Annotated in this window: 22 protein-coding genes; 11 read left to right on the top strand and 11 right to left on the bottom strand. The window is 52.9% G+C overall.

Annotated features, from left to right (window positions below; all coding sequences use genetic code 11):
• Positions 1-131: 131 nt before the first annotated feature.
• From infB to NEA10_RS10255, 5 genes are all read right to left on the bottom strand, one after another.
• Positions 132-3,266, bottom strand: coding sequence for a translation initiation factor IF-2 (gene infB / locus NEA10_RS10275; protein WP_252659386.1), 3,135 nt, complete (start codon positions 3,264-3,266; stop codon positions 132-134).
• Between the two features lie 80 nt (positions 3,267-3,346).
• Entirely contained in the window at positions 3,347-3,619 is a 273-nt protein-coding gene (locus tag NEA10_RS10270) for a YlxR family protein (RefSeq protein ID WP_252659375.1), read from the bottom strand.
• Positions 3,616-5,091 carry a transcription termination factor NusA gene (gene nusA, locus NEA10_RS10265; protein ID WP_252659373.1) on the bottom strand — a complete coding sequence of 492 codons (1,476 nt, stop codon included), beginning with the start codon at positions 5,089-5,091 and terminating at the stop codon, positions 3,616-3,618. The genes NEA10_RS10270 and nusA overlap by 4 nt, the downstream gene beginning before the upstream one ends.
• Positions 5,092-5,221: 130 nt before the next feature.
• Positions 5,222-5,674: a ribosome maturation factor RimP gene (gene rimP, locus NEA10_RS10260; RefSeq protein ID WP_252659365.1), complete on the bottom strand. Its 453-nt coding sequence runs from the start codon at positions 5,672-5,674 to the stop codon at positions 5,222-5,224.
• Positions 5,675-5,908: 234 nt separating this feature from the next.
• Positions 5,909-6,568 carry a pentapeptide repeat-containing protein gene (locus NEA10_RS10255; RefSeq protein WP_252659363.1) on the bottom strand — a complete coding sequence of 220 codons (660 nt, stop codon included), beginning with the start codon at positions 6,566-6,568 and terminating at the stop codon, positions 5,909-5,911.
• A gap of 189 nt (positions 6,569-6,757) precedes the next feature.
• Here NEA10_RS10255 and NEA10_RS10250 point away from each other — a divergent pair, with 189 nt between their 5' ends.
• On the top strand, positions 6,758-7,855 hold the full coding sequence (locus NEA10_RS10250; protein WP_252659361.1) for a YdcF family protein: 1,098 nt from the start codon (positions 6,758-6,760) through the stop codon (positions 7,853-7,855).
• Here the strand turns inward: NEA10_RS10250 and NEA10_RS10245 are convergent.
• From NEA10_RS10245 to NEA10_RS10225, 5 genes are all read right to left on the bottom strand, one after another.
• Positions 7,809-9,251: a hypothetical protein gene (locus NEA10_RS10245; protein ID WP_252659359.1), complete on the bottom strand. Its 1,443-nt coding sequence runs from the start codon at positions 9,249-9,251 to the stop codon at positions 7,809-7,811. The genes NEA10_RS10250 and NEA10_RS10245 overlap by 47 nt on opposite strands.
• Positions 9,252-9,417: 166 nt before the next feature.
• Positions 9,418-9,792, bottom strand: a complete 375-nt coding sequence (locus tag NEA10_RS10240) for a DUF948 domain-containing protein (protein WP_252659357.1) — start codon at positions 9,790-9,792, stop codon at positions 9,418-9,420.
• Positions 9,785-10,144: a YtxH domain-containing protein gene (locus tag NEA10_RS10235; RefSeq protein WP_252659356.1), complete on the bottom strand. Its 360-nt coding sequence runs from the start codon at positions 10,142-10,144 to the stop codon at positions 9,785-9,787. Before NEA10_RS10235 ends, NEA10_RS10240 begins: the two co-directional genes overlap by 8 nt.
• Positions 10,145-10,269: 125 nt before the next feature.
• A complete protein-coding gene (locus NEA10_RS10230; RefSeq protein WP_252659354.1) occupies positions 10,270-11,766 on the bottom strand; it encodes a glycosyltransferase family 2 protein in 1,497 nt (498 codons plus the stop codon).
• 327 nt (positions 11,767-12,093) lie between these two features.
• Positions 12,094-13,320, bottom strand: a complete 1,227-nt coding sequence (locus tag NEA10_RS10225) for a geranylgeranyl reductase family protein (RefSeq protein WP_252659352.1) — start codon at positions 13,318-13,320, stop codon at positions 12,094-12,096.
• 353 nt (positions 13,321-13,673) lie between these two features.
• On the opposite strand from NEA10_RS10225, the gene NEA10_RS10220 reads away from it, so the two are divergent.
• Positions 13,674-14,138 carry an ATP-binding protein gene (locus NEA10_RS10220; protein ID WP_252659343.1) on the top strand — a complete coding sequence of 155 codons (465 nt, stop codon included), beginning with the start codon at positions 13,674-13,676 and terminating at the stop codon, positions 14,136-14,138.
• A 3-nt stretch (positions 14,139-14,141) separates the two neighbouring features.
• On the opposite strand, the gene NEA10_RS10215 is transcribed toward NEA10_RS10220, so the two are convergent.
• Complete coding sequence (locus tag NEA10_RS10215) at positions 14,142-14,435, bottom strand: DUF6439 family protein (RefSeq protein ID WP_252659341.1); 294 nt, start codon at positions 14,433-14,435, stop codon at positions 14,142-14,144.
• Between the two features lie 148 nt (positions 14,436-14,583).
• Here NEA10_RS10215 and NEA10_RS10210 point away from each other — a divergent pair, with 148 nt between their 5' ends.
• The 9 genes from NEA10_RS10210 (at position 14,584) to sipA (ending at position 26,521) form a co-directional block, all read left to right on the top strand.
• On the top strand, positions 14,584-14,916 hold the full coding sequence (locus NEA10_RS10210) for a sll0565 family protein (RefSeq protein ID WP_252659339.1): 333 nt from the start codon (positions 14,584-14,586) through the stop codon (positions 14,914-14,916).
• A 23-nt stretch (positions 14,917-14,939) separates the two neighbouring features.
• On the top strand, positions 14,940-16,328 hold the full coding sequence (asnS, locus tag NEA10_RS10205; RefSeq protein ID WP_252659337.1) for an asparagine--tRNA ligase: 1,389 nt from the start codon (positions 14,940-14,942) through the stop codon (positions 16,326-16,328).
• 75 nt (positions 16,329-16,403) lie between these two features.
• Positions 16,404-17,627, top strand: a complete 1,224-nt coding sequence (locus tag NEA10_RS10200; protein WP_252665232.1) for a response regulator — start codon at positions 16,404-16,406, stop codon at positions 17,625-17,627.
• Positions 17,628-17,636: 9 nt separating this feature from the next.
• Positions 17,637-18,254, top strand: a complete 618-nt coding sequence (locus NEA10_RS10195) for a chemotaxis protein CheW (protein ID WP_252665231.1) — start codon at positions 17,637-17,639, stop codon at positions 18,252-18,254.
• A gap of 2 nt (positions 18,255-18,256) precedes the next feature.
• Complete coding sequence (locus NEA10_RS10190; protein ID WP_252665229.1) at positions 18,257-20,092, top strand: methyl-accepting chemotaxis protein; 1,836 nt, start codon at positions 18,257-18,259, stop codon at positions 20,090-20,092.
• A gap of 104 nt (positions 20,093-20,196) precedes the next feature.
• Positions 20,197-20,562: a response regulator transcription factor gene (locus NEA10_RS10185; RefSeq protein WP_252665227.1), complete on the top strand. Its 366-nt coding sequence runs from the start codon at positions 20,197-20,199 to the stop codon at positions 20,560-20,562.
• A gap of 54 nt (positions 20,563-20,616) precedes the next feature.
• Entirely contained in the window at positions 20,617-23,415 is a 2,799-nt protein-coding gene (locus tag NEA10_RS10180; RefSeq protein WP_252665226.1) for a methyl-accepting chemotaxis protein, read from the top strand.
• Between the two features lie 30 nt (positions 23,416-23,445).
• The gene (locus NEA10_RS10175; protein WP_252665225.1) at positions 23,446-26,244 is read left to right on the top strand and encodes a hybrid sensor histidine kinase/response regulator; all 2,799 of its coding nucleotides are present in this window, start codon (positions 23,446-23,448) and stop codon (positions 26,242-26,244) included.
• A gap of 58 nt (positions 26,245-26,302) precedes the next feature.
• Positions 26,303-26,521 (top strand): regulatory protein SipA, encoded by a 219-nt coding sequence (sipA, locus tag NEA10_RS10170; protein ID WP_252665224.1) that lies wholly within the window; start codon positions 26,303-26,305, stop codon positions 26,519-26,521.
• The last annotated feature ends 5 nt before the right edge of the window (positions 26,522-26,526 follow it).

The raw sequence follows: 26,526 nt of genomic DNA, 5'->3' as shown, positions 1-26,526 counted from the left end.
TTTGATTGACTGCTATTAATTTAGTCTAACACTCTTATCTAAGTTCCTGCCAAAAGCTGTCCGAAAGGAAGGGGGGAGCGCGATCGCACTCCCCCCTCACCTAGACTCTCAAGCGGATTCAAGCTATGCCATTAACGAGATGCCAAAGTCCGGCGTTTCGAGGCCATACGATAGCAATAGACGATATCGCCTTCTTGCCAATCGGAGAAACGGTCAATCCCGAGACCGCACTCATAGCCAGACTTGACCTCTCGGACATCTTCCCGCATCCGACGCAGGGAATCGAGGACATTCTCATGAACGACCTTGTCATTGCGCAAGATACGCACCTTGGCATTACGCAGCAGTTGGCCCGAGAGGACATAACAACCGGCCACTTGGCCTCGTCCCGAGGGGAAGATGGCACGAACTTGGGCTTGTCCCAGTTCTTCTTCCACCATCTCCGGTTCCAGTAGACCTTCCATGGCCCCTTGAATATCATCCAAGAGGTTATAGATGACGCTGTAATCCCGGACATCGACCCCTTCCCGCTCAGCCGCTTGACGAGCGCCAGTGGCGAGGGTAGTGTTGAAGCCGAGAATCACCGCATCGGAGGCGGCAGCCAGGTCAATGTCCGTCTCGGCGATTTCACCGGGTGCGGCATAGAGAACCCGCAATTGGACTTCATCCTGGGGTAACTGTTCCAGAGACCCAAGAATCGCCTCCAAGGACCCCTGCACATCAGTTTTGAGGACCAAGTTGAGTTCCTTGAGTTCCCCTTCGCTGGCGCGGGCCGAGAGGCTGCTGAGGGTAACCCGGCGCGAGGCCATGGTTTGTTGCAGGCGAGACTGACGGGATTCATCCTTACGGCGATCAGCCTCGGCGCGAGCTTCTTTCTCGTTGGTGAAGACTTCAAACTCGTCTCCCGCTTCCGGGACATCGTTCATCCCTAAGACTTCCACCGCAAAGGAGGGTTTCGCCTCATCAACTCGGTTGCCGCGATCGTCAATCATGGCCCGCACTTTCGCAAAGACGGAGCCGACCACCAGGGTATCGCCAACTCGCAGGGTTCCATTTTGCACCAGCAGGGTAGCCACAGACCCGCGAGCCTTGTCCAAGTGAGCCTCAATGACCGTGCCTCGGGCGGGGCGATCGGGATTGGCGGAGAGTTCCTCCACTTCCGAGACGAGAATGATCATCTCCAGTAACTGGTCAAGGTTGTTGCCGGTGATAGCACTGACGGGAACCATGACCGTGTCGCCCCCCCATTCTTCAGGAACTAAGCCATGTTCCATCAGTTCCTGTTTGACGCGATCGGGGTTAGCCTGTTCTTTATCCATTTTGTTGACAGCCACCACCAACGGCACTCCCGCTGCCTTGGCGTGACTAATCGCCTCAATGGTTTGCGGTTGCACCCCATCATCGGCCGCCACCACCAAAATGGCGATGTCTGTGACCCGAGCGCCTCGGGCCCGCATGGCTGTAAAGGCTTCGTGACCGGGGGTGTCCAGGAAGACGATTTGTTGCATCACCCCTTCATGTTCTACATCAACATGATAGGCACCGGTGTGCTGGGTAATGCCTCCCGCCTCACCCTGAGCCACTTTGGTTTTGCGGATGGAGTCGAGAAGGGTGGTTTTCCCGTGGTCAACGTGACCCATAATCGTCACCACCGGCGGACGACGTTGCAGACTATCCAAGTCTGCCGCATCGATCATGTCGGTGACTTTGCGAGCTTGCTCTTCTTTCTCGGGAATTTCAACGAGAATCTCGAGTTCCTCAGCCACCATGGTTGCCGTTGGTACGTCCAAGGTTTGGGTGACGTTCACGGCAATCCCTTGGAGGAATAGGCGTTTGACGATTTCCGTTTCCGGGACACAGAGCAAATCGGCCAGTTCCCGAACCGTGAGATTATCGCGGATTTCCACGAGTTCCGGTCGTTCAACTTTGTTAGCCCGTTCGCGGCGATCGCGACGGTTACGACTTGAGGACGCAGAACCGCTACCACTATCACCACTCCCCCGTTGTTGGGGAGCCGGTTTACGGCGCTGTTGAGTCGCTGGACGGCTCTCAGATTTCGATTTCGAGGCTTTGGGGGGCCGAGCAATAGACAGACTCACCTCCATGGCGCTGGCGTTATCGCTATTGAGATCCGCCTCAAAGTCCTCATCATCATCATCAATGGGACGAACCCGACGTTTGGGCTTGTTGGCCTTATTGGCCACTTCCAAGCTTTCCACAGGATCATCTTCCGTGGTGCGGCGTTTCTTGGTTTTCGCTTTACGCGGTAACTTGGGCCGTTTGAGGGTTAGTTGTTCCGTATCATCGGTATCGTCTTCCGGTTCAACGGCTAGGGGCTCATTCTCGTCGGGGGCCTCGGGTTGAACCTCCTCGGTTTTAGCATTGAGGCGTACCAACTCAGGGGGCCGTTTCAGTTTTGGCACGGGGCGCTTCGGCTCCGGCCGGGAAGGAGGCCCCGCAGGGACGGGTTCCTCAGTCTGCCGATCGCGGGCCGCTGGACGGCTCGGCTTCTGAGGACTGCTACTGGCGGGACGAGGACTATCGGCCTCCTTGTCCTTAGTTGGAGCTGAGGGACGAGGGGCGACAGTGGGTTTATCTTTAGCAATGGTTGGCCGTTCAACGGTGGGTTTATCGCGCCCTTTGTGTTTCTTAGTCCGAGGCTGAGGTCGGGGCGGTGGGCCAATCAGTTGAGGCACATCTTCGGGTTTCTTCTCGGGTTCAGCCGTAGCATCGGTTTCTGTAGCTTGCGGCTGACTGACCAAGACCTCCGGTGTCGCGTCGGTCTCATCACGACTGGGGGCTTGTGGAGGCGTGGGTTTTTGAGGGCTAGTTGCCTCTACTGGAGGGGCAGTAGTAGGAGGCTTGGGTTTGGCGGGAGAAGGAGATTTAGGTCGCACGGGCTTGTCAACCAATTCGGGTGAGTCCAGGTTGGAGGAAGTGATATCAGAGGTCGCACGGTTATCCCCATTCGATTGGGGGTCACTTCCTTGAACAGCAGGTTTCGCGTTAAGCGATCGATGTTCGATCTTCAAGATTTGTTGTTTCGTTCGATGGGTATTGGGGCCAGACCCGGATGGACGGGCGGGTTCAGAAACGGCCGGCGCATTTTCCGCTTCTTGGCGGATGCGGGCGGCATCAGCTTCTGTAATTGTACTGCTGTGGCTCTTGTAAGCAATGTCAAGTTGATCGCAAAATGCTAGAACCTGCTTGTTGTCAACGTTAAGTTCCCGAGATAAGTCATACAGTCTCACTTTGCCGTTGTTCATCCAATCTATCCTCGTGATGTGTCTATATCATTTGCGCATTGTCCCTGGCGAATGGTGGATTCGTCGTATCAGTAGCAGCGCTAGGTGTTAACCGTTCGGTGGTCGTTTTGAGCAAGACGCTGCCACAAGCTGTCATAGACCGATGGCGGTACGGGTGCTCTAAGGGTGCGTCCGAGTCGGTTCTTTTTTTGGGCGGTCTTTAGACAGTCGGCTTGGGGACAGATGTAGGCCGACCGTCCCATCCCTTGATCCAATTGTAGCTGATGGGATGGATGGACTCGGACGATGCGCCAGAAGGCGGCCTTGGGGGCCACCTTGCCACAACTGATACACCGTCGAAGGTTAGGTTTCATCCGTCGCTAGTCTTAAATTTTTCAGGAGATTCTGAGGCGATCGCCCCCTCCCCTTGAGAGAGCGCGGCTTCTGCCCCTAACTCAGTCTCCAGAGGCATAGCTCCATCTGGCTCTGGCTCTGGCTCTGAGTCTAGTGCCTCTTCGGCTGAAGATGGCGATGGAATCGTCTCTGTAGCCGGGTCTGGTTCAGGGGCAACCGGGGCGGTCTCTGGAGTCTCCAGGGTCTCCTCATGAGCCTCAGAGGCCTCTGGGTCAGGACTCGGGGTTGCCTCTTCTGTCGTCTCCCTCGGGGCCAGTTGTTGCTGCTCTAAATCGGCTAAGTATTTAGCGGTATCCTTGATATCAATCTTCCAACCGGTTAAACGGGCGGCCAGACGAACATTCTGCCCTTCTTTGCCAATGGCTAAACTCAGTTGGTTATCGGGGACAAGGACATGAGCCTGTCGTGCTTCAGCATCCACCAGACGCACTTCATCCACTCGGGCCGGAGAGAGAGCATTGGCGATATAGGTGGCTGGGTCAGGAGACCAGCGAATCACGTCAATTTTTTCACCACGGAGTTCATTGACCACCACCTGAATCCGCGATCCCCGAGCGCCAATACAGGCTCCCACCGGGTCAACATCCCGTTCTAGGGTGTCCACAGCAATTTTTGTCCGGGGGCCCACGTAACGTCCGGGGGGATTGGCTTCTCGGGCCACGGCGACGATGCGGACGATTTCGTCTTCGATTTCGGGGACTTCGTTTTCAAAGAGATAGACCACTAAGCCGGCGTCGGCGCGAGACACTTGCAACTGAGGACCCCGATGGGGGCCATCGCAGACTCGCTTCAGCAGCACTTTAAAGGTGGCGTTGGCTCGGTAGTTATCGTTGGGGAGTTGTTCCCGTTTGGGCAGTTCGGCGTCAACTTCCTGATGGCCAAAGCCACTGCTGACGGCGACGATGACAGAATGACGCTCGAAGCGTAAGACTCGGGCTTGCAGGATTTCCCCTTCCAAGTCTAGGAATTCCTCTTGAATGAGTTTCCGCTGTTGGTCTCGTAGTTTCTGGGCCAGAACCTGCTTGGTTTGGATGGCGGCCATGCGTCCGAAGTCATCCCGTTCTGGGGTGACATCGAGAACAACGGTGTCGCCGAGTTGCGCTTCAGCGGCAACTTCTAAGACTTCATTTAGGGAAATTTCGCGATCGCTAATGCTGACCTTCTCAACGATGGCTTTGGTGGCCAAGACGCGGAAGCCTTCTTCTTCCACGTCGAGTTCCACTTCAAAGTTCTCAAAGTAGTCATCATCAAACTGAGCGCCATCGGCATCATTTCCACCTGCTTTCGCCAGACGTTGGGTGCGGCGATAACGCTCATAGCCTTTAAGGAGGGCTTCCCGGAGTGCCGCTTGAACAGCGGGTTTGGGTAAGTTCCGTTCTTGGCTAATGTTATCGATCATTTCTGCCAATCCGGGCAGGCTGACCATAGACATTCTGGTTCACTCTCCTGATAAACGTTCGACTGAGTCGTGGACAATTGGGATCTGAGGGACAGTTCCCTCGGGGTTGGCCGGATCGATCTGCGGACCAACGGTCTGATGGGGGGTAGGCTTCGGCTCGGAGTTAGTTGAGTTGCACGTTAACCACTAAGGAACGGGGAATGGCGATCGCCTTTCCTTTACAACTGAGACGAATACTCTCCTCGTTGCGCTCGATGAGATGACCGCTCCAGTGGGTTTGCCCTTTATACGGTTCCTCCGTCGTGATGCTGACGGAAAAGCCTTTAAAGGAGATGAAGTCGCGATCGCTATTTAAAATGTCCGATAGTCCAGGACTGGAGACTTCTAAGACATAAGCCTCGGGGATCGAGTCACTGGCATCGAGCACGGCTTCTAGGGCGCGACTCATGGCTTCACAATCATTAAGGCTCGTCTCATCCTGGGGGTTACGAATATCAATTCGCAACACAGGAGGGCGCTGGTTGGTTTGGAAGACCGCAGCGACGACGTCTAACCCCAAGTCTTGGGCGACTGGGGTAGCTAGGTCTAAGATTTGAGGAATCAGCGGATGGGTCATAAGCCAAATAGCAACAAAAAAAGTGGGCGCATACCCACTTCACCAGATCGGCTGGACAAGTTGACCGTCCTGAACCATCACAGGCCCCTCTCAAGTAGAGTCTCCATCAACTCCCTCAGAGGTGTGATAGCCGTCAGGCATTTGAGCAGCACAGCCACCCATGGCTACAAGCCAGAATTCGTTTAGCTGGTTGATCTTCTCAAGCAGGCTGTCTAGATGAGTAGCCCGACCTGCTCAGGATGATAATAGCATAAGACTGCTGGGGACCGAGTTCGCCTTGCGGTTTCCCCATCCTTGAGTCTGACCGACCCAACGGGCTGGTGTGAGGTTGCTTTCAGGCTGTCGCTGAGTCATGTCGAGATGCCAGTCATTCCCGTTGACATAGGCCCCTTGCAAGTTGGCATGGGCGAGTTGAGTTTGTTCGAGTTGACTATCAATCAAGCGCGCTCCCCCCAGATTGGCCCAGCTCAAATCTGCCCCTCGCAAGTCGGCTCCTCGCAAATTCGCCCCCCGCAGGTCGGCTCCTCGCAAATTCGCCCCCCGCAGGTCGGCTCCTCGTAAATTTGCCCCTCGCAGGCTGGCCCCGCTCAGTTGTGCCTGAGAAAAGTTAGCGTTAACAGCGAAAATCCCCGCGAGGTCGGCTTTAGTGCAATCGGCGGAGATCGCCTGACAGTCACTGAGTTTGCTATAGTTAAGGCTGGCCCAGTTTAGCCGGGCCCCGTTTAGGGTTGATTTAGTCAAAAATGCCCGTTGCAAATTGGCACCAATCAGATTAGCCTGGCTTAGATCTACCCCAATCAGGGTGACACGGGTTAGGTCGGCTCTGGGGAGGTCAACCCCTTTAAATTGGGTTGTTCCCGCTTCATATCGTCTCAAAAGATGACTGACATTCATGGCGATATTTCTCACACTCTCAGAACCCGAAAGCTCCCAGTTACACATCTTATCGGCATTTCTAAAGAAAACCTGAAGATTGCAACAATTAGTCAAAACCCGAAACCTAAATTCACATTTGACCGGTGGCAGACTCAGCTAGGCTGGGGGATATCGCCGCAAGGATTTCCGTGAGACACAGGGAACACCATGTTTTTAGTCCTGACACGAGTCCTCCTCTGGTTACTCGTTCTCGTTATCTTCTTCTATCTTTTTTTCAGGATTGTTCCCAAGGCCTACTTCACATTTCTGGGAGGGTTGTTGTTAGCGGTATTCGTGGTTCTGCTGTTTGTCGACCCCACTGACCGCACCGCCACAACGGCCTGGGCCATCCTCTCGTTACCCTTTAGACCCCTGGGGATTGTCTGGCTGCTGCTGGCCCAGGGCCTACGAGGCTGGAAGGCTGGGGTCATCAGCCGCTCAGCTCAGAATGAGCTTCGCAGTGCCTTTGTTCTGCTCTGGCTGTTTAGCACGCCCTTTCTCTGGCAATGGATGTACCACAACTCCATTGAACCCCAAATTTCTCGTTTAGCTCGCATCACCCAGGAGCAAACCTCAGAAACCCTAGTTTTACTGGCTCACAATACTGTGGAACCCCAAGTGGAGGGGCGATCGCAGCTGCAACTGGGCGATCGCGGCAACCTGCTCCTCTATGCCAATCAACTCTACCAGCAAGGGAGTATCACTCGTATCATCGTCAGTGGGGGTGAGCGACTTGAGTTTCCCACGCCAGACACTCAGACGGACAATCCCGCCCGTTCCACCAACGAAGCAGACCTTGCGGTCGAACTCCTCAGCCGTCTCGGGGTTCCCAGAACCAGTATTTTGGTTGACCGAACATCCCCCAATCTACGCCGGAGTGTCCTCGGTGTGCGACAGGTGTTGGCAGAGAATAACATCGCCCCCCCCGTTCTCTTGGTGAGTCGTGCCTTATCCATGTATCGCAGCGCCAGTTCCTTTGTCCAGGCGGGCATTGCCGTGATTCCCCGTCCTACAGACTATGTGGCCTTTATTGACCCGGATCAAATGCGAGATCCCGTCTTTACCCTAGAGAGCATCATCCCCAGTTACCAGGGTCTGGCCCTCGCAACTCAACTGACGGATGAATACTTACTGACCATCTACTACTTTCTACGGGGTTGGCTGTCTCCAACGGAACTCACCTGTATAGAATGTCAACTCAATGCCGCCAGTCCGCACTCTACTTTTTCTGAGCCGCTTCTCGCAACTGACGGGTTTCCTCAATAATTGACTCGAAGTCTTCCACATCCTCGATCTCTTCCCGGCGGAAGTAGTTGATCTTCATCTCTTCTAAGAAATCTGAGAGTAATGTTTGAATTTCCGTAGCATTATCGGGTTTGCCAATCTCCTTCTGCATCACCTTGGTAAAGTTTTGCACCATGTGGTTAAACAGTTCTGCCCCGACGGGGTCTTCAACCATTCCCTTGAGGATATCATGAAGTCCATCTGTACTACGGCCAATGATCTCCCGCGCTAATTCTTCGGGTTGGTCTTGCATTCCCGGTAAATTTTTCAAATTTTGATATAGGGGAATCTCCTTCATACTATTGGTCATACTATGAAGCAATAGGGCATCCAAGTCGGGTTTGATTTCTGGAAATACCTCATACAAACTCATCCGTACCAGCTGTTGGGAGAGAACTTCCATCTCATTGCGATTATTGAGGACAATATACTCTCGTCCTGAACCCTTGATTAGATTGACCACACCATCATTTTCAATGGCATCCTGAAGGCGGTCAATGACCCGCACAACAACGGTCTCCGTGATTTCACCGGCTAAGGCCGCGACTAATCCTTGATTAATTTTACGGCGCAGTGGCTTGAGGTCGATGAGATTGGACTGATCTAAGCGAAAACTCAGAGGAATGAAGCGAGATAGGGCTAACACAGGAAACCCTAAACCGGAAAAAGGAATCAGGAAAAACACATCATACCAGCGTAGTAGCCAGGCCTCCCGCCAAGGAATATTAATCCGACGAGAAATTGTCCAAGTTCGGGCTAAGAACTCTAAGCTGAAAATCAAGATAAACCAAGCATCAATCATCCAAAAGCGATCGGTAAACGTGCCCCGAATGCTAATGGAGCGAAAATAGTTCGCCTCGATGTAGGGACGAATTTGGGATTCAAAAAAGTCCATTTCTCGCCGCCAGGAGGCTGGCGTGAGATGCTCTTGACTCCAAAATTGCCGAAATGAGTCCTTAGCGGATTCATTATTGAGGCGATCGCGCATTCGATTTTTGATTCGTTCGAGATCCCCAGTTTTGTCCGCTAGTTGAAAGGGGTTCTGGTCCACCATCATGTCACTGCGATCGCCCAGTTCGTCCAACAGGGGCACCACCTCATCGGATTGAATCCCGGTAGCGGCAACCTGTTCCATCAGCTCATCGACCGTATCAAGATACAGAACAGTATCTCGATGAGGCTCAATACCCTTAATGGGGTCATACCATTGATGCAAGGCCTGGGGTCCGTAGCGAAAATAAAGGTCACGCCAGGAGATATAACTGAGGTCGAACAGTACTAGACCAACATCTAAGATGGCAACCAGGGCCATGAGTTTTTCAAACCAAAGAGAACGGTGCTGTTTCAGTTTATGTTTTTTACGCTGGCGAGGTTTCATGGGCAGGAATAGGGAACAAGGGGACTAGGGAGAAGGGAGACACTGAGAACTCGGTGCAATTCATGGCCGACATCAACGACCCTCACCATACCTGACGGCGGCTAAAGCCGCCGAGTCGCTTTTCCGCCCCGCTCTAAAGAGACGGGGCTACCAAGCTTCTGAGTTTTTATCGTGTAGAAGGATTGCGCCAAACCGTCCAGGCCGTCCGTACACCTGTACCCAAACTGCGACCGGTTCCTCGCAGCCAATTAGCCCGTTGTCGCACTCCGGTGACGCTTTGATTGACTTGTTCAACCACATCTGAGGCGTTTTTAACGCTGGAACTGACATCTTCAGAGAGTTCTCCGAGTTCCAACCCCGTTAACCGCAGTGCATCTAGGGTGGGGGGTAAGTCTCGGGATAACGTATCTGCCAGTTTTTCTACACTGCGGGCCGCTCGTTGCAATTCGCTAACAGCGGGTAGCAAGGCAATCAACACCGTCACGAGACTAGCCGCGACGAGGCCAACGGATAATCCTAACCAAAAAATAGGGTCACTCACGGGGTTGTGTTCTACGATCAGTCACAGAATTTGCGGTGGGGTCATGGGAACTGACCAAGTTTAGGCGTTCCTGTTCGAGTTGAGAAGCGACCACGCCGGCGGCGATCGCCTCCCGCAGTCGTTTCAGGGTGGCCTCCCAGTTCCGGAGGCTGTTTTCCGAGAGGCGATCTGCTTGTAATTGCACATTTGAGGAGATGTCCTCTGCTAACTCAGGCATGGCCTGTAGGGATTTGTTCAAGACCCGCCGCGTCTCTTTCCCGGATTTGGGGGCTAAGAGGACGCCGCTGACGGCACCGATGGCAGTACCGATGAGTAGTCCTCCTAAAAAGCGACTGCTACGATTGTTCGACATAATCACACGAGGGTATCAGGGTTAGCTCTGTATTCATTGTGACATTGACCGGAGACAGTCAGGGCCGAGTGCCTCCTGCTGTCCAGGGGCCGGGCGATCGCCGAAATGGGGTCCATCGTCACCGTCTACGAGTCCGAGTGGGGATCCTTTAGACTATCAATCCGTTTTCGTCGTACAGAGTTTTGACGTTTCTGTTGATGTTGCAAGCGTACAATTTTTAGCCAAGTCTGCCAAGCTTGACGATTCAATAGGGCCGGGAAGGCAATCCGCACGCTGGTACAGAGTTTCCCTTGTCGCAGGGCCGCCCAGCTCCAACGTAAATGAAGATAATGCTGTAAAACTTGTAAATCGGGAATGTTCGACTGGTATTTGTTTTGCAGAATATCATAAATATCTTCCAGCAGCATGGCGTTAGCATTTGCGTGCTCATGAAGAGGGACTTTACGAATATTCCACTGGGAGGAAACATGATAAAAAATAGGGGTTTTTAAAATTTTTTTAATGGCATCAAAACCAAGAATCCACCCTAGTTTCCATTGACGTTTTTTGAATTGCACCCAGCTTTGTTGAAGCTGAAAACCATAGCGACTTAGTTCAAGATGCATAGAAGAATTTGAGGAAAGCTTAAGCTTGGAAGAGGATTGTTTTTCTGGAAAGGAAAACGGAGGCTCACTAAACCAAGACGTACGAGATAACCAAGGGCTCTGACGAAATAAAATAGCTCGAATTAAGAGTTCCCAAGCTGGTAAACAAAATATAGAAAATGAAAGAATTGGTAAAATTTCATTAAATTTTTTTTGCTTAAAAGCGACCCCGGCCCAATGGAGACGCAAATAGGCAATGACATGATTGAGTTTAGGAATATTAGACTGATACCGAGGAGATACACAATCGTATATTTTTTTCTTCATCAAAATATTGGTTTCTAATCGCTTTTGTAAGGAAAGTTTTTGATTTGAGGCTCCTTCCCACATTGTTCGATAAGCTAAGCATTGATTGAGAAAAATGGCGTCGCCTAATTGAGAAATTTTAATCCAAGAGTCAATATCATCGCAGTTTCCATCAAAATAAGAATCCCAGCCCCCCATTTCTAAGAAGGCCATTCGCTTAAAAGCAACCTGAACTGGAGTGCCAAAGGGAACAATCTCTAATAGCATTCCATAATGAATATCTTCTTGAGGAACGACAAAGGCTTTTCCTGGACCAGCCCGGGGAGTTCGGTGGAGTGGCTGACCGTCGGGATTGACCTGATCAGCCTGACAGGAACAAATAACGGCACCGGGATGTTTCTTAATAGCACACCACATGTGTTGAATACAGTTAACATCGAGATAGTCATCATCATCCAGAGGTTTAATCCAGAGTCCTGAGGCCCGTTTGACTCCTAAATTCATACTGGCGGAATGTCCAGAATTTTGAGTATTGCGATGATAAATGAGGCGATAGTCACCCTGGGCAACTAATTGTTGCTGTAACTCCAGAACATAGGTTTGAGTGTCATCACTGGAACAGTCATCAACGACCACAACTTCACAGGGATAGGATTGCGCCAGACTGGTCTCGATCGCACGTTTAAGAAGGGCTAACCGGTTATACGTTGTGATGACGATGCTAAATTGCATTAGTTATAGCGGTTAATAGTGAGTTGTTTTTGGCTTACGAAGAAGCAGCAATCGCTTGAAAGCATGACTCTCTAATTTGACTGTGGGTTTGGGCTTAGAAGACCCCCCAAGACTGCACCACAGTGACCCCTGTAAAAATGGGTCTAGTCTCAGAGAACCCAGATGTCTTAATTGTAGAGGCTCCTGTCCCTAAATGGGTAGTACCCTGCACCCCCAAAAGACACTTTTGTGCTAGCAAGGCCAACGTACAGCAGGAAAATCTGTCCGGCATTTGCTAGATGGGAGCCACCTGAGTGTATACACTTAGGTGGATTTACAAGCGCTCCGTCATGCTCCTCTGATAATCATTCGTCCAATGTAGGCAGCCAAGGGCCCGGACACTTGGGCATAGGTTAGATCTCCCGCCAGAAGTCGAGCAGCTACTTCTGTCGCCTGAGGACGGTGAATGATACGAGTAAAACACCAGTGAGGAAAGCGATAGAAAAAGCCAGCCAGGAGTCGTGCCCCATTAAAGTTTAAGGCCACCTCCTGATGTAGATGCCGACTGTAGTGATGGGCCTGGCCACTGGCGATCGCCTCAGCCGCAATCACCCCACTTTTAATCCCATGCAGGATGCCATCCCCAAAAAAAGGATTCACTAATCCAGCGGCATCTCCTACCAATAAAACGTGTCCCTTAGGGGTTTGTCGAGGTTCCCGGCCCTGCCAGAGGGGTAGAGGATGGGCGTAAAGGCGATGGCCTTGGGGATTGAGGTGGAATTGGGAACAATACTCCTGAATCACCTGTTCCAAGTCCTGACGGAGGCGGCGGAGGTTTCCCTGTTGGGCACGAGAGGGATAAAACACCCCAGCACCGATATTCAAGCTATCCCCTTTGGGAAAAATCCAACCATACCCCCGAGAGACAGCACCATAGTCTAGATGGGCAATATCTGGGCGGAGATAGGGATGACGGGAGTCGTTCCAATCATGGGGCAGTTCCGTTTCCAGGGCAAACGCCAAACGCCGCCGCGATCGCAGGTTGACGGCCTTCGCGACTATCCCATTCGCCCCATCCGCACCAATCACATGACGCGATCGCCCCTTCCAGGTCGTTTCGCGAGACGTTCCCAACTCCGACGCCTGCACCGTCACCCCGTGATCATCCACTTGCAGCGATCGCACCACCAGTCCATCATGAACCGTGACCCCAACTGCTGCCGCTTGCCGCACCAGGGCATTATCAAACTGAGGTCGCTGTACCATCCATAAATCCAAAGAAGACCCCTGGGCTTCTCCCGAGGAGCTGTGGCGAGAGACCGCCCCGAGATAGCCCTCTTGAAACTTCCAAGTGTGATACAGATGGCGAACTGATGTTTCCACCACCCCCTCAGGAATGCCTCCAGGCAGCCACTGACCCACCCGTAAGGGCATTCCCCCCCCACAAGGCTTGTGACGGGGGAGTCGTTGCTTCTCAATCAGTGCTACCCGTAACCCAGCCTGGGCCGCCTTGAGAGCAGCGGTCGCCCCCGAGGGGCCTCCCCCACAGACAATCAAGTCATAATTTAATGACATATTGAGCGTACTCCCCTGAAAACGGTGATAGTTCCAAAAACGAATTTAATCTCTTTGCAGTTCCGCATTTTACCCAAATTAAGGGCTGTATTCCCCGAAGGGCTTCCCCAGAGTTGCCCGGGGAGTTCCCCAGGTCTTTTTCAATCCAAGCCCTCCTAATCCCAGTGGTTATCCTGGTATTAGTCAAACTTGAGTCAGGGTGCTTCTGACGGGTTGGAGAGGGGTCGACTTGCATTTTTTAACGATTTCTGGGAAGATTTCGCTAGAATAAAAGCGTTAGCGTTAGATATATGCGGTAACCCCGATGACCCTATCAGTTAGACCTTGCAAACCTCTATTAAGCTGAGAGATCCATGGTTTTTTCAGTAATGGCTCTTCCCCTGCCACCAACGAGTGGGCGTGGTCAAGGGACAATCAGTTTTGCTTCGACGCTTTATCTGTGTCCGATTCTTGACCTTCTTCTCAGTGAAATTCCTCCCGACTTAGAACCTGAAATTCGGTTGGGTCTCCAAGAAGCTCTCGTCAATGCCGCCACTCACGGCAATCAACTCGATACCCAGAAGACGATCGCGGTCCGTTTCCGGGCCAGCAAAGACCTGTACTGGTGGACAATCTGCGACCAGGGATCTGAACCCTGTGGACAATGTTGTTGTGAACGCATCAATCACGACTTGCCGGAGGATAGCTCAGAAGGTGGACGGGGCTTTTACATCCTCCGGCAAATTTTTGACCGGGTCGAATGGTATCCCCACCAACGAGAACTACACCTAGGCAAATGTATTCCCAAACTGCGCCGTCGTGCTGATGACCCTGGGTAACTCCTAAGGGCGATCGCCATGTTGCGGACAAGGCGGAGCCGAAATGGAGCGATTCAGCCAGCCCACGGCATACTCAAGACGCGGCAGGGCCTCTTCAGGGTGATTGTTCAGTAAAAAGACTAAGGCGGCTGCCAGTTGTTCCTGGGCACGAACAGAACGGTTGGACTTCAGACGATGCCAATCCCGTTCAGGAATCGCCAGGCGTTCAGCTAACGCCTGAGCCAGTTGTAAGGTCTCTAACTCCTCTAGGGTTGGGCTAGCGGTCTGACGGGGAGTCGAGGATGAAGATACAGTCATGGCAGTATTTAGGAAACGCAACGGGTCGTCATCTCCCATTTTGACACGTCAAATCCGGTTGGCAACTGCCACCGGCAGTGAATCGCCCCAGAAACCGGTCAATTTTTGATAGCGTGGATTTACAAATTCTGACGTTGCCCATATCTTCATGCCCTCCCATCGCGATCGCCCCCCCGAACCATCCCCGCCCAACCGTGACCCCGAAGTCCCCGAAGGAGAACTTGAGCAAGACCTACAGGAGCTAGAAACAGCCCTAGCCCAATTTAAACGCCGTTATGCACAAGTCAAAGGCGATCGGCAGCAGCAACAGACCCTCCAACAACAATTACAGCAAATTCAGGAACAACTGCAAGATTTAGAACTGCGTTTAGAGAGTCAACTCTTCTCCTGGCGAGAGTTACGAGAACCCTTCTGGCAGGCTGTACGCTTCCTTGGCTTAGGCGTTGTTGTAGGCTGGATATTAAAATCATGTGCCAGTTGACAGACTCCGCCACCGCTTAAGCTATGGAACACCGCAAAATTCTGGATATTTTACGCCACGGTCACCCCCATGAGACGGCGATCGTTCGGGGTTGGATTCGCACCAAACGGGATCTCAAGAACTTTAGCTTTATTGAACTCAACGATGGCTCTGCCCTGGCTAATTTACAAATTGTCATCAATCCCCAGGTTGCCAGCCCCGATCTGCTCAAACAGCTCAACACCGGGGCCTCCATTGAAGTTCAAGGAACCCTAGTCGACTCTCCCGCTAAAGGGCAACGCCTAGAATTACAAGCCCAACAGATTCATCTCTACGGCGGCGTTGACAGTGAGACCTATCCCCTTCAGAAAAAACGCCATTCCTTTGAATTTTTACGAACCATCGCTCACCTGCGATCGCGCACCAATACCCTCAGCGCCGTCTTCCGAGTTCGCAACAGTGCCGCCAACGCTATCCATCAATTCTTCCAAGAACGAGGCTTCCTCTGGATTCATACTCCCATCCTCACCAGTAGCGACTGTGAAGGAGCCGGTGAACTGTTTAACGTCACCCAACTCGATTTAGCCAACATTCCCAAAACTGAACGCCAAAGCGTCGACTACCAACACGACTTTTTTGGCAAACCCGCCTATCTCACCGTTAGCGGCCAACTCGAAGCCGAAGTCATGGCCATGGCCTTTAGCAACGTCTACACCTTCGGCCCCACCTTCCGGGCTGAAAACTCCAATACCTCGCGCCACCTGGCAGAATTTTGGATGATTGAACCGGAAATGGCCTTCTGTGACCTTCAAGGAGACATGGACCTGGCCCAAGATTTCCTGAAATCTATCGTCCAGGCCGTTCTGAACACCTGTCCCGAAGACCTCGACTTTTTCAATCAACGCATCGATAAAACCGTCCTCAGCCGCGCTGAAGCCATTGTCAACCAAGACTTTGAACGACTCACCTACAGCGAGGCGATCGCCCAACTCGAACGCTCCAATCAATCCTTTGAATTTCCCGTTGAATGGGGACTAGACTTACAATCAGAACATGAACGTTACCTCACAGAGCAGCTCATCGGCAAACCCGTGATTCTCTATGACTACCCCATCGGCATCAAAGCTTTTTATATGCGTGCTAATGACGATGGGCGAACCGTTGCCGCCATGGATGTCCTCGTCCCCCAAATTGGCGAAATTATCGGCGGTTCTCAGCGCGAAGAACGGCTAGATCTGCTTCAGCAACGTCTCCAAGCTAGCGGCTTAAATGAACAAGACTACTGGTGGTATCTAGATTTACGACGCTATGGAACCGTTCCTCATGCCGGATTTGGACTAGGGTTTGAGCGTTTGGTGCAATTTATTACCGGTATGAGTAACATTCGTGATGTGATCCCCTTTCCCCGAGCGCCGATGAGCATCGAGTTTTAAGGCCAGCTCCTCCCACCCCCCCGAAACGCCCATCTGCCCCTAGCATCCCTCAACTGTCAACTGTTCACAGCAACCATGACTGGTAATTCTCCCCCTCAGACTGGTAATACCGGGTTACGTGTCACCCGCACGGTGACCCATCCCCGTAAAGCCATCAAGCACCTTGTCAGTAAGCAAGTCTCTGGGTGTCTCACCGTTGGCGATCCCCAGGATCCACAGGTCAGTTGGCAAGTCTTTCTCCGAGCCGGTCAACTCACCTACGCCACGAGCATTACGGGCAAAACGGAACGCCTACAATGCTTAATCCGTACCATCCAACCGAACTTGGCCAAACTCGAATTCAGTGACAGTGAGAATGAATATCCTCAACTCTGTCGTTGGTGGCATGGCCAGGGCTTACCCATGTCTAAATTGCGTCAGTTGCTGATGCGCTTGAGTCTGGAGGCGTTGGTTCATGTTTTGGCCTTGCCCGAAACAGAGATTGAGTTTTCCAAAGGCTCAAAAATTGATCCGGTGTTAATGGAAACCCCCTTGTCAGAAATTCCCGCTCCCCTCTGGCAAATGGCCCTGCAATGGCAACAATGGCGTAAACAGTTGCCATCCCCCTTTGTCTGTCTCTATCTTCCCGATCAGCAACAGGTACGTTTTCGGGCCGGATGTCATCGCAACCCCGTTCCGGTGCGCTCGGCCCATGAGCCAGATCAGCTCATTCAAGCCACCGCCAGCATTTTTCGCAAGCAGCTTTCTCTCTATGAGATTTCTAACTTACTTAAAGTATCCGTCCCTACCCTGGTAGCCTGGATGCAGCCCTTTCTGAATGAGGGGATTCTCGTCACCCAACTGGAACCTCCTCCAGCCGTCAGTTCCACCCCCCCAACGGAAGCAGACAACCCTCCGCCCCCCAGCCCGTCAGAGGTGCGACCCCTGATTGCCTGTATCGATGACAGTAAGACCATTCAAAAACAAGTGCGGGGAATTCTCTTGCTATCCGGATATGAGGTCTTAGGAATTACGGAACCCGCTCAAGCTTTAACGGCCCTGGTTCGACAAAAGCCGGCGGCGATTTTAATGGATGTGAATATGCCGGATATTGACGGCTATGAACTTTGTAGTATGCTGCGGCAATCTCGGCAACTACGGGAGATCCCCATTATCATGCTCACGGGACGGGATGGTATTCTCGATCGCATTCGGGCCAAAACCTTGGGGGTTAACTTTTATCTAACAAAGCCGTTTCATCCAGAACATTTAGTAGAGTCGATTGGCAAAGTGTTACAGAACAATTCCGTGGATGTCTAAGGGGATAGCATGGAACGCGATTACTTTAAAGTTCGGGTCTCAGGAGAGGTGCGGGTGGCCTTGCCCTTAGATGCTGTCGATGCGGCGTTACAACTTGATCGACAATTGATTTGCCCCATTCCAGGAGTTATGCCCAGTTTATTAGGGGTCATCAATCGTCAGGGAGTTTTAACATGGGTGTTGGATACCCGTCAATTTTTAGACTTGCCCTCTGGCCACTCGTCGCCGGGGCTGAATTTACCCGGTCAGGCCGTCAAGGCCTTGTTGTTAACCCGTGAACTGGCTCCTAAAGCGTCTCTAACGTTACCCGGGGATGAGGATGAGTCCTTAATGGGGCATGACGGACCTCCTGGACGGGGAGCAAACCGACAACGGCAAACCATAGCCTGTGTAGTCGCCGATTTAGAACGGGTCTTTACCGCCTCGCGATCGCGTCAAGTAAGGCAACGACTTAAACCCAGACTCCAACCGCTCTTATCCCAAGTGGTTTATGACGGTCATGAAGGCGTAGCCGTCTTAGATCCCCAAGCCTTATTAGATGCTCTACAAGAACAGCCTTTATCCCGACCTCGCTCAACCACCGCCCCTGTAGGAGCGCAAAACGTTTCGTCCCTACATCGGTCATAATTATGGCTCAACCCGACTCTGACCTCAGACCCAATATGGATCCCGATACCGTCAGTTCTACCCATTCCCTGGACTTGCTCGATTTGTTATTGAAGGCCAATAAATTTGAGCAAAATGGGGATGTGGAGCAGGCACGGGAGCTGTACCGGCAAATTATTGATCAAGATCCTGATGGAGTATGGGGGCAAAGTGCGCGTAAAGCTCTCGGAGATAGCCCTCATGGAGATGAACCCGCCGATACTCGGTTTGGCGAAAATAACCCTCTGTCATCGCCGCCAACAGTGGCACCGGTTGTCAGTCATTCTCTCTCCATGGCCTCCCCCAGTCGCTCTAAGCGGCGGGGACTCTCCCTGGGGGCAAAACTGCAATTGATGGCGATCGCCGCTGCTATCATCCCCTTAGCCAGCGCCGGATTAGCCAGTCTCTGGCTCTCCCGAGATGCCCAGGATCCCCTAGGAGACCCTTTCAATTCGTCCCTGGAGGATCTCCCCTTAGATCGTCAGCTCGAAGAGCAGTTAGAGCCTTCTCCATTGCCCTCGGGTCATCGGAGCTTACTGATTTGGCTACTTGGGGGGGGGAGTGCCTTCATTACCCTGGGTCTGATTCTGCCTTATGTCCATCGTTGGGGACAACAACTCGGGGCCATCGCCGACTATAGTACCGCCGTCAACCAAGATAATCCCCTGGCTCGCCTAGACCTGACCCCCGGCGATAATGAGATTGGTGTCATTGTTGAACAAATTCGGGAGATGATTGACCGCCTGACCTATCAAGGGGAACGGGTCAAACAACTAGAACGACAGCGCGATCGCGACCATTACCAACAGCAACAACACAAACAACGGCTGCAACAACAAGCCATGGATCTCCTGGAACGGCTCGAAACCACCCGGCGCGGCAACCTGACCAGCCAAGCGCCCCTCAGCGACGGTGCTATGGGGGCGATCGCCGATGCCTACAATGCGACCCTAGGGACCCTGCGTCGTAGCATCAGCCAAATTAGCCAAGTCAGCGATCGACTCCAAAACCAAGGCCAAACCAGTCATCTAGGCATCCAAACCCTTCTGGCACAGGTGAAACAAGAATGCCAAGATCTTGAACAGGCCCAGCAAGACATCCGAGCCCTCAGTGCCAACCTTCGTCAACTGAGCCAAAATCAGGAGGAGATTAGGCTCTTAGCCCAAGACATTAGCCAAACCGTCGCCGAGGGTGCTCAAGAAGGCTCTGAGGCCGTCACCAGTATTGATGCCCTCCGCAGCACCGTCGCCAACAGTTCCAAAAAAGCCAAACGTCTGGCCGAGTCTGCCCAGGAAGTCTCACAAATCTTAACCGTCGTCTTTGGGATTTCTGAACGTGCCAATCTCTTAGCCTTTAACGCCGCCATTGAGGCAGCCCGGGCGGGAGAGCGAGGTGCCGGATTTCGTCAAGTCGCCGACGATGTCCGAGGTCTAGCCGTACAAATTGGTGAATCGACCGCCGACATTGAACAGCTCATCAATGGCATTCAGCAGGAAACTGCCGAAGTCCTAGATGTCTTGGAAGCTGGAACCAGCACGGTTGTCAAAAGTACCCGCTGCGTTCAACAAACCCAAACCCGTCTTCAACAGGTGCTAGCGCTCTCCCACACCATAGATACCACCCTCGATCCAGGGAGCAACCGCCAACCCTCTGAGATCCATCAGGAAGGAGCCATTATCTCGGTCATGGATAGCCTCTATCGTGAATCCCTAAGCACCGTTGAGGAAGCGGGCCAGGTTGAGGGAGATCTCCAGCAACTACTTGAAGATATTGAGATTCTCAAGTCCGCCGTGGCAAAATTTCAAATTGAGTCCTCCTAGACTCTGAACCGATGACAGTCCAAGGGCGCTGTCCCCCTCTCCTAGAGCGCCCTCGGGCTGATACCCTAATCCTAATATCCTGTTCGAGCTATTTTCTAAACGCCATGAAACATATATTTGTTGTCGAAGACGGTCACGCTGAACAAAAAATGATGCGGGCCCTACTAGAACAATCTGGCTTTCAAGTGACCCTCGCCAGCGCCGTGGATGAAGCTTGGGAAAAACTCAAATCCGTGACCCCGCCTCATCTTTTCATTTTAGATATTGTCATGCCCGGAAAAAGCGGTTTAGAATTGTGTCGAACAATCCGCGAAAACCCTGAACTAAAAGATACCCCCGTGATATTTTGTAGTTCCAAAAGCGAAGAGTTTGACCGCTTCTGGGCTCTGAGACAGGGAGCGCAAGCCTATTTGATTAAACCCTATGCTCCCAAAGAACTCCTCGATACGGTGTATCAGCATATCCAATAGCCTGTTCGTTCCCCCTTGAGGGGCCGCCCTGTTCTTCTTACCTCGCCCTGCAACATGTCCGATCATGAAGTGTACGGGAACCGCGATCGCCAAGGGGGCCCAACCCCCGATCGCCCCGTCCGATCTCTGTCCGATAGTTCCCCAGCTACGGCACATCCCTCCCATCCTCACGGCCCTGAGGGAGACCCCCTCCTAGAACAACTGCTCGAAGCCAATCGCTGCGAGCAATCTGGGAACTTGGCCGAGGCAAGATTCCTCTATGAAGGTCTGATCCAACAAGACCCAGATGGCTTTTACGGCATTAGCGCCCGCAAAGCCCTAACTCATCTTGGCCCCCAGGACTCAGAGTCTAGGGCGGGGAGCGCCGCCTCCACCGGAACCGCCGGGTCTGCCGCTGGCTTGTTATCCCTTCCCCAAACGGCGACAGACTGGTTAAGTCGGTGCTGGCAGGATCTCAGCTTTACCCACAAACTCACCATTCTCCTCGTGAGCGGTTCGGTGATTCCTGTGGCCATCACCACCCTCTTCCTCGTTGCTCGGACCCAAGAGCGGGTTCAGGAAGACTTCCTCGCTCAACTCAACTCCGATGTTGCCAGTTGGGGAACTGACTATGTGATGTGGACTGAGGATGATAGTTTCACCGAAGCCGAAAACCTCTCCTACCTGGTGGCGGTTCGAGATATTAATCTCAGTAACCCTCAGCAAATTGAACAGGAACGGCGCTATCTCGATGCCCTAGCCACAGAAGCCCTGGCAGCAGGCGATCGCAACCGGGCTGATACCACCAAGAGTTTTCGCATTCTCACGGACGCGGAGGGAACTACAGTCGCCCAAGGGATCAAAATCCACACCTCCGCCCTCTACGAATCCCCCTATCCCCCCGTACCGGAACCAGACCGCGAGATTTCCTCCGCCGAGTTTCAGCGTATCGAAACCCAACCGGGCATCGCTCTGGGAGACCTCGATATTGTGCGAGCAGCCCTGGAAACCGGTCAGCCACAACGGGGCATTGAAATTCTTCCGTCCGGGATTATCAGCCGCTTAGGACTCGAACCCCAAGCCAAAATTCCCTTGAGAGAATCCCTAGCCCGTACCACCCAACCGCCCCCCCTGCCCCTCGCTCAACGGGACTTTGCCCTCGATGACTTTCAAGCCGGACTGACCACCGTTGTCGTCTTCCCCGTGCGCCTGGACGGGGAAATTGTGGGGACTACCATCGTCGGCGTGCTTCATAACCGGCATCATGCCCTCCTCGATGAGTTTCAGCAGCTATTTGGGGCTGAGGCTCTCTCCGTCTATGCCTACGATTGGCGAGTGAATACGAATATCGACGCGGGTGACGGAACCCGGGCCATCGGAACCCTGGCCCCCGCCCCGGTGGTGCGGCAGGTCTTGCAGGAGGGACAGGACAATATCTCCTTGGTGGAAAACATCGATAACAAGAACTATCTGACGGTCTATCGTCCCCTCTATGACCATACCCGTCGCACCAATCCTGAGGTAACGCCGATTGGTATGGTCTCCGTGGCCCGACCCCAAACAGAACTCGAACAACTCGTACGTGCCCAACAACTGCTGGGGTTAGCCGTTGGCGGGGGGGCAGCTTTGATTGTCAGTGGCATTGCGATCGTGGTGGCTAAAGCCTTTGCCAAATCCCTGGAAGACCTAGCGGCCTTCGCCCAGCGAGTGGGGCGGGGTGAGCGAGGGGTTCGGCTTCAAAGTACAGAGCGAACGGATGAAATTGGTATTTTGTCCCAGGAATTGAATCAGATGGCTGCCAGCATTGAGGTGAACATGACCTCAGTGGAACAACAGGAGACCCTGCGCCGCCAGGAAGCCGAACACCAACGACAGGAAAAAGAACGGCTGCAACGGGGGGTGATGAATCTTTTGTTGGAAATTGAAGGGGCGCAACGGGGTGATTTGACCGTTAATGCAGCGGTGACGGATGGGGCCGTCGGTTCTATTGCCGATGCTTTCAATACCACGATTATTCGCTTGCGGGAATTAGTGTCCCAGGTGCAACATATCGCCAATCAAGTCAATGATCTAGCCTCGAATAATACCCCAGTGATGCAACAGTTATCTCGGGATGCGACGGTTCAAGCTCAGGAAATTAGCCGCACCTTGGGGACTGTGGCCCAGATTGTTGAGTCTATTCGGGTGGTAGACCAGTCCGCCCAACAGGCCGCGGCGATCGCGCAGCAGGGGGCGAAGACAGCTCGCGATGGGGAAGAGGTGATGGACTTGACGGTGTTGAGTATTAAGAAAATTAGCGCCGCTGTGGCCGAAACCGCTAGCAAAGTCGATCGCCTCACGGACTCCTTCAAGCAAATTTTACAAATTCTGACGATTATTTCAGGAATTTCAGAACGAACCAACCTCTTGGCTTACAATGCCAGTATTGAAGCCTCTCGGGTGCCGGGAGAATATGGTCAGGGCTTCCGGGTGGTGGCAGAAGAAGTGCGTCGCCTGGCAGGACGGGCCACGGAAGCCACCCGCAGTATTGAGCAGATTGTCGAGATTATTCAGCAGGATACCGTTGAGGTGCAACAGGCTATGGAAGTGGGTAAGTCAGAGGTGGCAGAAGGGACGGAACGGGTGGCCCAAACTAAACAAACCCTGAAGGGATTGGCGGATCTCAGTCAGACCATTGACCAATATGTGCAAGCCATCTCGCAAAATACCACGACGCAACGCTCCGCCTCGAAACAGGTCAATCAAATGGTGGAACAGGTCTCGTCCATGACAGAAAACACGTCCGCGACGGCCCAAACGGTCACGGAATCCTTGGAAGAACTGCGCCAAGCGGCGGCCACCCTGAAGGATTCCGTGGCTCAGTTCCGACTTTAATCTCTCACGTAGCTGCTCAGCAAAATTCCTATGAATTATAGTCTTGATCCGTCAATGTTGGCGGCGATCGCCGAGGAGGCCCGACAGTGTTTTCTGGAAGAGGATGCTCCGGTTTATTTGCAGGTGTTACAACAGGGACTGCAACAGTTGACGGTGGGCCAGTCCCCTGACTACCAGGCCCTGATGCGGGCGGCCCATTCCGTTAAGGGTGGGGCAGGAGTCGCCCAAATGCCAGGATTGAGTCGTTTAGCTCATCCCCTTGAAGACCTCCTTGAAGCCTGGAATGATGGCAAAATTCAGGGGGAGCAACAGGAGATCGCCTTACATCTGTTGCAAGAGGGCCTAGAAACCTTGACGGAGTTATTGGAGTTAGCTCAAGCTCAAGGGATAGATTTGGAGCCAGACTCGACCTTACTGACGGCCCTACACCAGTTTCAAGCGCAACTGCAAGACCCAGGCTCTGAGGAGCGTTCACCGTCGTCCTCTGAACGTCTCTCTCCCGGTAAGCGTCGTCTCATTCAACAGGCCCTTTCTGTGGATTTAGAAGCCTGTTTACAGACCCTAGAGAGTCATCTCCAGGAGGACCAACCGAAGTTGGCGGAGGCGATCGCCCTATTCTTTGATGAAGGTCTGTTAATTGGCGAAGCCTATGGCTTGGACTGGTTGGTGAGTACAATTGAGGCGGCGAACCCTCAGTTGGATCAAGGGGGTGATCCCTTGGAGGACTTGGCGCGACAGCTATTGGCAACGGTGCGATCGCAACGACAGGCCTATCTAGAGACCCTGGAAGCGGGGGATACGCCGGGAAAGTTCCAAGGGGGTAGTTTCCCCAGTTCCCTGGCAACTCCGGCTGCGCCACCCCCCGCCTCTGCCGAGAGGACAACGGTAACCCCGGCCCCCACTCCCCCCTCCCTACGCCAACAACAGTTACGGATTCCCTTAGAACGGATGGAGTTAATGGGAAGTCTGGTGGGGGAACTGATTGTCTCCCATGAGCGCCTAACCTTACAACAACGGCAACTGAGACAGGCTAGCCAAACCCTGCGGCGTATTGTGCAGCAGGTCAAACCGGTTCGCGACGATGTTCAAACCCTGTATGATCGCCTCTCTACCCTGGACCATCCCTCCCACCCACAAGCCCCCAGTGAAGAGACCGGGGAGTTTGATTTATTAGAATTAGATCGCTACACAGCCCTCCATAGCAGCTTACAAACCTTTGAGGAGTTAATCGCTCAGGTTCAGGAAACCCGCCTCGATATTGATATTGTTAGCCGGGAATTGGCTCAGGATCTCGGGCAAGTTCGCCGAGATTTAGATCATCTCTATGATGAAGTCACCACATCGCGCTTAGTACCTTTTAAGGTCTTCGCGGAACGCTTTATTCCCCAATTAGAACGACTCAATCGCCGCTGTCAGAAAGCCTCTCGTCTAGAAATTTCTGGGGAGAACGTCTTAGTCGATCGCATTTTGCTTGAACAACTCCAAACTCCCCTGACTCATGTCTTGAATAATGCCTTAGACCACGGAATTGAGGCTCCGGAAGACCGCCGTTTGTTAGGGAAACCAGATTTGGCTCAAATTCACTTGGGGGCCCGCACTGAAGGGAGCGAGGTGGTGATTACCATTGCCGATGATGGTCGCGGGATTAACCTAGAATCGATTTACCGGAAGGCCGTAGAGCAGGGGGTATTGGAGGCAGGAGTCTCCATGAATCAGTTACCCCGGGAAACGCTGCTAAATTTGATTTTTGAGCCGAGTTTTTCCACGGCGGATGCGGTCAGTGATATTTCCGGCCGGGGGGTGGGCATGGATGTGGTGCGGACTCAGGTGCGACAGTTACGGGGAACGGTGGAGGTGGATACCATTCCCTCTAAAGGCACAACCTTTACGGTGCGGTTACCGTTGAGTTTGAATTTACTCTCGGTGTTGCTCTGTCAGATTGGCCAGCAGTTGGTGGCGATTCCCAGTGACACGGTCTTGGATTTGTTGCCTTATGATGACGCGGTGGGGGTGGGACAACTGCTGGTGACATCAGACCCCTTGACCCCCGGATGGGTCAGCCCCAATACTGGGGAACGTCCCGGGGAAAGGCTAGAACAGTCCATGACCTGGCGCGGTCAGGTGTTATCGTTGTTTCCCCTCTGGGAGTTGCTACCCTACTCAAGTGGGGGGACGATGTCTCATCGGCCGCGGGTGGTGCTGGTGCTGCGGGGGGCAATGGAGCCTCTGGCGGTGGTGATCGATCGCATTGTTGATGAACGACCCCTGATTCTCAAACCGTTTGATGACACCGTCGCCATTCCTCCCTATCTAGCTGGCTGTGCCATTTTGGGAACGGGGGAGGCGGTTCCCACAATTTTACCGAGATTCCTCAAGGGGCGTTTAACGACTCAAGACCGAGTCGCGGCATCCCCCCAGGTGGGACGTTCCCCCGGAAGAGATGTGCCCACAATTTTGATTGCAGAAGACTCAACGGGGGCCCGGCGATCGCTGGAGCGAATTTTGAGTTCGGCTGGCTTTGCGGTGGTTCCCTGTCGTGATGGACAGGAAGCTTGGAAAAAGTTAGAGCAACGACAGGGCCAGGTTGATATGTTGGTGACGGATATTGAGATGCCGATTCTGAATGGCTTCGATTTGTTAGCCCGGATTCGCGCTCATGGCAGTTGGTATGGCCTACCGACGATTGTCTTAACATCCCGGACCGGCGATCGCCACCGCCAGAAAGCCGAAAGTCTCGGGGCAAATAGCTATCTCGGGAAACCCGTGGCTCCGGCGGAACTGTTAGCAACGATTGAAGACATTTTAACGGCGTGGAGTCCTGTGAGTTGACACAGACCGGTTCACTCCTGTTAACTAATAGTTACGCCTGTTTAATGATTGAGCAATTATGGCTGAGTTAACGGTGGGTGCAACGGTACGGTTAGTCAGCCGTCCTCCTTACCTCAAAACAGCAGATCCCATGCCGATGCTACGTCCTCCAACCCTGTTAGAATTGGGTGCGAAAGGAGTGGTGGTGACTCGTAATCCCGGAGGAACCTGGACGATTAAGTTTGAAGGAGGAACCTATCTTTTAGATAGTCAATATCTGGAGTTAGTCAACTCTTGAGAGAA

This window comes from Phormidium yuhuli AB48, assembly GCF_023983615.1.
GTDB lineage: Bacteria > Cyanobacteriota > Cyanobacteriia > Cyanobacteriales > Geitlerinemataceae > Sodalinema > Sodalinema yuhuli.
This window is presented reverse-complemented; position numbering and strand designations above follow the sequence as displayed.